This window comes from Prevotella sp. HMSC077E09, assembly GCF_001814685.1.
Lineage (GTDB): Bacteria > Bacteroidota > Bacteroidia > Bacteroidales > Bacteroidaceae > Prevotella > Prevotella oris.
On sequence record NZ_KV817573.1, the window covers coordinates 1 to 9642 of the forward strand.

4 protein-coding genes and 1 pseudogene are annotated in these 9642 nt (G+C 48.4%); 1 reads left to right on the forward strand and 4 read right to left on the reverse strand.

The features are described from left to right. Positions 1-272 (forward strand): annotated as a pseudogene (locus HMPREF2983_RS14165) (hypothetical protein); the annotation flags it as partial. A gap of 209 nt (positions 273-481) precedes the next feature. Here HMPREF2983_RS14165 and HMPREF2983_RS08505 read toward each other — a convergent pair. The 4 genes from HMPREF2983_RS08505 to HMPREF2983_RS08520 all read right to left on the reverse strand — a co-directional run bounded on the left by HMPREF2983_RS08505 (position 482) and on the right by HMPREF2983_RS08520 (position 9269). After that, complete coding sequence (locus tag HMPREF2983_RS08505) at positions 482-2353, reverse strand: glycoside hydrolase family 13 protein (protein WP_070667735.1); 1872 nt, start codon at positions 2351-2353, stop codon at positions 482-484. A 13-nt stretch (positions 2354-2366) separates the two neighbouring features. Next, complete coding sequence (gene pulA, locus HMPREF2983_RS08510) at positions 2367-4268, reverse strand: type I pullulanase (RefSeq protein WP_070667736.1); 1902 nt, start codon at positions 4266-4268, stop codon at positions 2367-2369. 30 nt (positions 4269-4298) lie between these two features. Next, entirely contained in the window at positions 4299-6431 is a 2133-nt protein-coding gene (locus tag HMPREF2983_RS08515; RefSeq protein WP_070667737.1) for a glycoside hydrolase family 97 protein, read from the reverse strand. A gap of 138 nt (positions 6432-6569) precedes the next feature. Next, positions 6570-9269 (reverse strand): 4-alpha-glucanotransferase, encoded by a 2700-nt coding sequence (locus HMPREF2983_RS08520; protein WP_070667738.1) that lies wholly within the window; start codon positions 9267-9269, stop codon positions 6570-6572. Positions 9270-9642 lie beyond the last annotated feature (373 nt).

Consider the following 9642-nt stretch of genomic DNA (forward strand, 5'->3'; position numbering starts at 1 on the left):
AAGGAAATTTCCCCATCTCTTTTCTACTGAGCCAAAATCACGCTTCGGGGCATCCCGAAAGGCAGAAATTCAGAAAAACAATGTTTCGGGATACCCCGACGAGTTGTTTTTTTGTGAAAATGAACCGTCGGGAGGCCCCGAAGCTCGAAAAATTTGAAAAATACGCTTTCGGGGTGTCCCGAAGCTCGAAAAAGCTGAAAAGCGGCTTCTCGGGGAGTCCCGAAAAGGCCAAATTAGACATTCCCAAGCGCAAAGTGCAACCTGAAGAGTGAAAACGCAGGACACTTGATAAAAACTATATACCTGATAGCATATCGCTTTTGGTATGCTATTCCCTAATGTTCGGCGCAGGCTGTGTTGCGATAACACGCCTGCGCCTCTTGAATGAAGCCTGCGCCACCCTCCCCCGAGAGGAAAGACAGCGCAGGCTTGTGAAATCATCAACATGCTCTTGGCATGGCTACAGCATGCTCAAGTAGATTTAAGAAGCACTGGAAGACATTTCAATAATCATCGTTTCACGCGGTTTCAGCCTCAACACGTCACCGAGTTTAACGATCTTGCCCGTGACAACATCGCGGGCCTCGGTTTGATTTCCAATGACTTCAGCATAGCGCGAGAGATCCATTTCAACAGCTGCACGCTTTCCATTGAGGATGGTCAGCACCGTCTTGCCCTGATATTGGCGTGCAACGACATAGACACCTTTATAGGGAATGAACTGGATTTGCTTGCCTTTGCAGATAACTTCATTGCCTTGACGCCAATGCAAAAGGCGACTGAGCCAGTTGAACATGGCATTTTCTTCTTTCGTTCGCCCCTCGGCAGTGAATGCATTGTGCTTATCGCCCGCAAAACCTCCGGGGAAATCGCGGCGCACATCACCGTCAGTGACGGTCTTCGTGCCGTTCATCAACACCTCTGTGCCATAATACAATTGAGGAATGCGATTGATAGTGAGCAACAGCCCAAGGGCCTGCTTCAAGGCAAGAGTGTCTTTCCCCTCGCCCAAGAAACGGTCGGTGTCGTGGTTTTCGATGAAAGCCATCACGCTTGAAGGGTTCTCATAGAGGTAATCATAACACAGACTGTTGTAAATTCGATTGAGGCCTTTCCACCAATCATCAGTTTCTTCGCTCTTGGCAAGATTAATCTTGTCGTAAAAGCTGAAGTCCATGACAGTCTTAAGATAGCTGTTGATAGATGAAAGTCGTGAGTCTTTCTGCCATGCTGCGGTGTAGGCAGGCTCCGTAACCCATATTTCTCCGACGGTATTGAAGTTGGGATATTCCTCATCAAGGGCTTTCATCCACTGCGACATGGCCTTTCTGTCGGCATAAGGATATGTGTCCATGCGGATGCCGTCAATGCCAACGGTCTCTATCCACCATATACTGTTCTGGACAAGATAGGTCATCACGTGCGGATTTCGCTGGTTCAAATCGGGTTTGGTCTTTACAAACCAACCGTCAACGGTCTCTCTTTTATCCACTTCCGAGGCATAGGGGTCGAGCACAGGCGTAAGCTTATAGCTGGTTTGCAGATAAACTTTCTCACCCTCTTTCAACCACTCGGGGGCATTGAACCAATCTTTTGACGGCATGTTTTTTACCCAAGGATGGTCGAAACCACAATGATTGAAAATCATATCCATGACCACTTTCAAGCCTTTGGCATGTGCTTCGGCAATAAGGCGACGGTAGTCTTCATTGGTTCCGAAACGTGGGTCAACACGATAATAGTCTGTGGTATCATAGCCATGATAGTTGTTGTAATCATTAATATCAGGTGCATCGTTTTCCAAAATAGGCGTAAACCACAGGGCTGTGACGCCCAATTGACTGAAATAATCCAAGTGGCGGCGAATGCCTTCAAGGTCTCCACCATGACGAAGACTCGGCTTTGAACGGTCTACGACATAGGGGTTCATGCCCTTCAAAGGTTTCGTGATGCCACGCCCCGAGGCAAAACGATCGGGCATGAGCATATAGAGCACGTCTGCATTGGTGAAACCCATGCGCTTATCGCCGCTCATTTCGCGTGCTTGCAGGGGATACTTCACTTTCTTTCCATTGAAGTTGAGCATCATTTCTCCGGGTTTTGCTCCGCCGATATTCAGATAAACGAGCAGATAGTCGGGCGAATCGAGACGCACAAGAGAGTCGATTTTCACTCCGGGATAGTCCACACTGACGCGCGAATTGCGGATATTCTTGCCATAAACCATCAGCTGAAGCGAACTGTTTTTCATGCCCACAAACCAGTTGGCAGGCTCTATGCGGTCAATATTTGTCGATGCTAAGGATGTCATCGCCGACAGAAATAATGCTAAACTGAAAATTATTTTCTTCATATTTCATGGTTGTTTAATCGTGAAGAATCAATGCACGCTGGGCATCTACGGTCACCTTGCCGCCTTGCATCCGCCCCAAGCCCTGTTCATTAATCGTATCATCACAGAGCACAACGGTGTAGTTGCCCGCAGGGATGTCTACTTCCTGCGTCTCGCGACTGCCATTCAGAATGACAATGATATTGTTCCAGGCATCTCCACCGGCATGATTTTGAAGCACAAATCCCACAAGACAGGGCTTCACGGGCAGGAAACGAAGATGCTTTCTGACGAGCGCGGCATCGCCAAGTCGGAATGCAGGGTGGTTCTTTCGCAACTGGATAAGCTTCTGATAATAAGTAAACACCTGCGGATATTCCTTGAGTTGTGCCCAATTCAGGGCGTTGAGGTCTATCGGGGAGTTAAAGCTGTTGTGCACACCTTGCTTATTACGCAGCATTTCTTCACCGCTCAAAATGAACGGAACGCCTTGCGAAGTGAACACTGCAGTCTGTGCAAGCAAGTCGAGACGAATAAGTTCGTCGTCTTGAATGCCGGGGACAGAAGCACGAAGGCGGTCGGTCAGGCACATATCGTCATGACAGCTGACATAGCTAATCTGTTGGGTAGGCTGTACGGCCCACGGCTTCTTGCTGTAGTTTACCTTTGACATGTCAACGTCGGGATGGGCAATGGCGCCTGCAATGCCAAACTTCAAGCTCTCTTCTTCGCCCTTAATGCCGGCAAGAAAGGCCCCTTTCCTATCATCGCTGAAAGGGCCGCGGAGGGCATCCCGCATGTCATCACTGAAAGCTGCAATGCCATGTAATTGGGCCGTATGTGCCTTGACAGCCAATTTCTCCAAAGGATAAGCACAGCTACCTGCACTCCATCCCTCACCATAGATATAGATGGTGGAATCTATTTTGTTGACTTCGGCACGGATTTCATTCATGGTTTCGATGTCATGAATACCCATTAAGTCGAAGCGAAAGCCGTCGATGTGATACTCGTTTATCCAATATTTCACACTTTCGAGCATGAACTTGCGCATCAATGGCTTTTCAGAAGCCGTTTCATTGCCACAGCCCGAACCGTTGGAAAAAGTTCCATCAGCATTCTTGCGATAGTAGTAATCGGGATAAGTCAGCTGGAAATTGCTGTGCTGAATGTCGAAAGTATGGTTGTAAACCACGTCAAGAATGACACGTATACCAGCCTTGTGAAGTGCTTGGACCATTTGTTTGAACTCACGAATGCGCACGTCCGGGCGGTAAGGATCGGTGGAATAGCTGCCTTCAGGCACGTTATAGTTTTTCGGGTCATAGCCCCAGTTATAAGGCGGATTATGCTGTATCGTTTCGTCAACAGAAGCATAATCAAACGAAGGGAGCAAGTGGACAGCGGTCACACCAAGCCGTTTCAAATAGTCTGTTGACACAGGTTCGCTCACGCCCAAGAACTTATCGGGATGAGATATGCCGGGAGCTGAATGCGTGAAATCACGCACGTGCATCTCGTAAATCACTTGATCGGCAGCCGAATGCAAAGCGGGTCGACAGTCGTTCTGCCAGCCTTCGGGGTCTGTGGAGTGCAGATTGATGACAGCACCTCTATTTCCATTCACCCCAACGGCCTTGGCAAAGACGCCCGGCGTCTCGCCCTTTCCGAGGTCGAATGTATAGAACTTGCCACGCAAATCACCTTTTACATATAATGTCCAAAGGTCTTTTCCCGCGCATTTCATCTTCAGTGTCTTCACAGCCTTACCTTTCATGCCGTCGTTATACAGCCGAACGACAGGACGTGTTGGGGCATTCAGTTTGAAAACGGTCTGCTTGGGACTGTAAGACATCTCGTTGAAGACATCCTGTGCCCGAACAGTTTGTATCATAGCGGCTGCTAATGCAGTCATACAGAACATTCTGATTTTCATTGTTTAGGTGTGCGGTTAAATCAAAATTACTTATTTCTTGATGAGTGACATGGCAAAACCACCACCACGTGCCTCGTCAATCTTCAACACATCGCCTTTCTTCACAATGCGCTTAGTGATGGTGTAGGCCTTGGGGTTCGTCTTATAATCGGCCCCTTTTGCATCGGCATAAAGCGTACACTCGTATTTAGCGCCCTTGTCAAGAAAGTCAAGGCGCACTACACTTTGATGCCCGTTCTCATCGCACTTGCCTCCAACAAACCAATTATTTGTACCTTTTGCCTTGCGCGCTACGGTGATATAGTCGCCAGGTTCAGCCTCTATATAGCGTGAGTCGTCCCAGTCTACGGCCACATCCTTGATGAATTGGAAAGCATCGGCATACTTCTGATAGTTCTCCGGCAGGTCGGCTGCCATCTGGATTGGGCCCCACATGACGAGATAAAGCGCCAACTGGCCCACCAAGGTGGTGTGCACATAGTTCGGATTATCACTCCAAGTCTTGAGTTGAGTCTCTAAGATACCAGGCGTATAGTCCATTGGGCCGCCCTGAAGACGAGTGAAAGGAAGCACTACAGTGTGGTCGGGATTGCTGCCACCGAAAGCTTCATATTCCGTACCTCGGGCGCTTTCATTGCCGATAAGGTTAGGATATGTGCGGCAAAGTCCCGTGGGGCGGGTTGCTTCGTGTGCATTCACCATGATGTGATGCTTGGCTGCTTCCTTGACCACATAAAGGTAGTGATTGTTCATTGCCTGTGAGAAATGATGGTCACCACGTGGGATAATATCGCCCACGTAACCGCCTTTCACAGCATCATATCCATATTTATCCATCAGATTGAAGGCTTCGTTGAGGTGGCGCTCATAGTTGATGACGCTCGAAGAAGTTTCATGGTGCATCATCAGTTTCACACCCTTGCTGTGCGCATAGTCGTTCAAAGCCTTGATATCAAAGTCGGGATAGGGCGTAACGAAATCGAAAACATCCCATTTCCACATATTCGCCCAGTCTTCCCAACCTACGTTCCAGCCCTCAATGAGTACCTGCTGGAGTCCGTTGGCAGCTGCGAAATCAATGTATTTCTTCACGTGTTCGGTGTTGGCAGCATGGCGACCGTTGGGTTTTGCCTTGCTCCAATCCATCTCATCCAACTTCACCGAGGGATATTCATCGGTGTAGTTCCAACTGCTCTTGCCTACAATCATCTCCCACCAAACGCCACAATATTTCACCGGATGTATCCAACTGGTGTCTTCAAGCTTGCAAGGTTCGTTGAGATTGAGTATCAAACTTGATGCCAACATGTCGCGGGCATCATCGCTTACCATGACTGTTCGCCACGGTGTTGAGCATGGAGTCTGCATGCATCCCTTTAGTCCTGTGGCATCAGGAGTGAGCCATGACTCGAAAACAAAGTTCTTGTCGTCGAGGTTCAAGTGCATGGTGGCATAGTCGATGCAGGCAGCTTCGTGGATATTCAGATAGAGACCGTCTTGCGTCTTCAACTGTAAAGCCGTCTGAACACCCGTCGGTGAGAACACAGATACGGAAGAGTTATTCCAATTGACCGCCTTCTTGAAACGCTCACGGATTTCAGATAGTTTCGTTTCCTGTGTTTCCTGCTCCTGTGTGTCATAGTCACCCGGCAGCCACCAAGCCGTATGATCGCCTGTCATGGCAAACTGAGTGTGCTCTTCCTTGATGAGGAAATAGTTGAGAGACTGCTGTTGTGGGAACTCATAACGCAATCCCATGCCGTCGTCATAGACGCGGAAACGAATGATGATATTGCGGTCTGACGATGCTTGATGCAGCGAAACCGCCAATTCATTGTAATGGTTTCTAATCTTCTTGAACTGTCCCCACACCGGTGTCCACGTCTCATCAAACGCAGAAATCTTGGTATCGGTGATTTTAAAACCGTCCATCAGGTCGGTCTCCTTCAATCCCTTGGAGGCGTGTTTGTCTTTTGCCAACTCCAGACCGAGGTGTGAAGGCTTCACCACCTGCTTATTCTTGAACGTCATCTCATAAGTGGGTTGTCCGCTTGGCGACAGCGAAAACGTCACAGCAACCTTGCCGTCAGGCGACTTAACCGTCTGTGCCACGGCCATACAAGGTACTAACAACAGCGCGAAAAGGAATTGTAGATGTTTCATTATAAATTGTTTATTTGGGTTTTCAGAATGTAGTTCTCTTTTCAAAATAAAAGGAGCATCATGTAAACCTCAAGGCAGTGAGAGCCTACTTGTGTCAGACTCTCACCGTCGATATCGTAGGATTACCATTCAAAAGGTCTATTCCCTGCCCGACTGACACACGAGTTCAGTCACATTCTCGCGGAAATCAGTATTCTGCATGAGGTCTTCAATGCTCACATGCATGCGATAACGCCAGTAATGTTTAGGGTTTGCAGGGATGTTAATGCGCTCCGCATTCTGGTCGGCAAGGCGCAGTTTCTCGTCAATTGCCAACCAATCCTGCACGGAAAGGATGCAAAGCATGCTCGGAGACATCAGGTGACGGCCGACAATATCACGTGCCAACCAGCCCGGAAGTGGATGAGGAGCTGCCCCTCCCCGATAGAGCATGCTGTTGTAATAAGCCTGTGTACGCTCGAAATCCTCGTCCCACCACTGACGCAGTGTAGGCATGTCATGGCTTGAAATGGTGCATACCGAACGATAAGGATTGCTGCCCAAGTAACCAAATCTCACATGAGGATCCTTCGGCATACTCTGCAGTTCGAGGCTCAATATCTTGAGATTGTTCATCACCCATGGCACACAATCGGGCACCATACCAAGGTCTTCAGCACACACAAGCATGCGCGTTGCCTGCACAAGCTTAGGCAATTTCTTCATGGCCTCACGATACCAGAACTGGTTATTGCGACGATAATAGTAGTCATTATATATGCGGTTGAAGACTGCCTTATCGCTGTCATAGAGTGCTTCATACGTGAAGTCGAACTGCGCACTGATGCGTGGGTGGAACTTATTCGGGTCTTTACGGTCGCGCACAAAGAGCACATTGCTGATCAAGGCATAAAGACCGTCGCGCAACCAGATATCGGCATCCGAGGTCTTTCCCTCAAAGGCAGCTTCCACTTTGCGTTGGGTGCTGAACTCGGGCTTCAGCTCATAGATGTCGTCATGTGTGTGGTTGAGGAACCGCTGCTTCACTTCTGCGGCGCGTTCATGGAACACACGGTCGATAATCCAATCGCTGATAAACGGCTTGGTGAACTGATCTTCAAGGAAATGCAGGCCATAACCTTCGATTTCTTCACGCGACATGCCAAGCGATGGGGCAAACTGTCCGAGCAAACCATGCACGGCATCAGACGGAATTTCCCATATACGGAAGAAGCCAAGCACATGGTCTATGCGGTAAGCATCAAAGTACTTATTCATGTTCTGGAAGCGACGTACCCACCACTTACAGCCGTCTTTCACCATTTCATCCCAGTTATACGTGGGAAATCCCCAGTTTTGTCCGTTCACAGAGAAGTCGTCAGGCGGTGCACCGGCCTGTCCGTTGAGGTTGAAATACTTCGGTTCCATCCACACATCGCAGCCATTTCGATTGACGCCAATAGGGATATCGCCCTTCAGAATGACGCCTTTCTCACGCGCATAGGCATGAACTGCCTCCATTTGCTGGTTCAAAACAAACTGCACGAAATAGAAGAATTCCACTTCTTTATATTCTTTTGACGACGGCGTGGAGAGCTGTTTGCGTTCTTTTTCGTTCCACACTTGGTGGTCAGGCCACGTTGAAAAGTCGGCCTTACCGTATTTATCTCGCAAATAACAATACTGCGCATAGGGCACAAGCCACTGCTCGCTGTCGGCAAAGAACTGCTTGAAAGCCTTGCTCTTGAGCATCTCTTTACCCTCCTGCTGATAGATTTCATGCAGATATTTCTGTTTGGCATCGTTCACACGCTCATAATCTATCTGCTTCAAAACATTGAGTTCCTGGCGTAAAGCCTCGAAATCATTGCTTTTCTTTCCGTCTTTCAATGGTGGCAGCTGCCTCAGGTCAGCATACTGCGGATGCAGGGCAAAGATGCTGATACAGCTGTATGGATAGGAATCTGTCCATGTATGTGTGGTCGTAGTGTCATTGATAGGCAACACCTGGAGCACGCGTTGATGGGTCGCAGCCACCCAATCTATCATCTTTTTCAGGTCGCCAAAGTCGCCGATACCATAGCTTGTCTTTGAACGAAGTGAGAAGACAGGCACTAACGTTCCGGCCAATTTGCGATTGCAGATATCGAAGAAAGCCTGCGAAAGTTCGTAGACAACCACCTCACCATTCTTGATTTCGGGCAGATGTATCTCTCGGTTCATGCCTGTTTCCCACAGTGGATGCTGTTTGTCTGCCGTGTTGAGCGCAGCAAACTTGAATTCAAGAACCTCGCCATCCAAGGTTTCAACGTTGAGATCTACAATCCACTCATTGTAATTATGCTCATACATGGGCAGTGCCTTGAACACATCCCATGCACCCATTGACTTGGGTTTACCGACCACAGCAAGCTGTTCGAATGTACGAAGCTGTGGTGCACGCACGATGAGGCGCACCGTCTTGTCGTAAGCCGAAGGGCGAATGGAAGGCAAAGGACGGCGATTTACACACTCCGTAAAAGCCGAACTGTAGAGATAGGAATCCTCGGGAACGTCGGCCCAATGGTCGTAAACGGTATATTCCCTGCCCTTAACGGCACTGAGTTCCAAGCGATGTGTCTCGGTAAGCCACTCGTGACGGCTGTCTGCCCAATCGCAGTCGACGCTGTAATAATAGTCGAGCGAGGTGTTGAGGGTCGCCTCTTTGCGGTTCAACTCATACCACCAGTGCTTTCCATCACGGTTATTCATTCTGAACTGGGAGGTTTTCTTTGCTCCTTTACTGTCAGTCTCTACGATATTCAGCAATACTTCTTCGCCGAATACGGTGTCATAGTTTATATTAAAAGTCAGTTTCATACGGAGGTTAGTAATTTTCTGTAAAGATAGCAATTTAATCGTAAGTTGGTTCTCTGTAAAAAAACAAAATCAAGAAATAATAATGCAAACGTTTGCACACAAAGGGGAAATTATATTGTAATCTCAAAGAGAGAAGTCGAAAACAAAGCCTCACCCCCAACCCCAAACAAAAGAAAAGAGAGAGGAAATAAAGCCTCACCCCCAACCCCTCTCCAAGGAGAGGGGGGGAAAATGCCTTGGAAATAGAAGGCGAATAGAATACAATTGGGGAACATATCACTCCCCTCTCCCTGGAGAGGGGTTGGGGGTGAGGCTTTGTCTTTGTCAACTTTCTTCCTCATTTTTAACACTTGGTAGTTTCAACTACCAAATG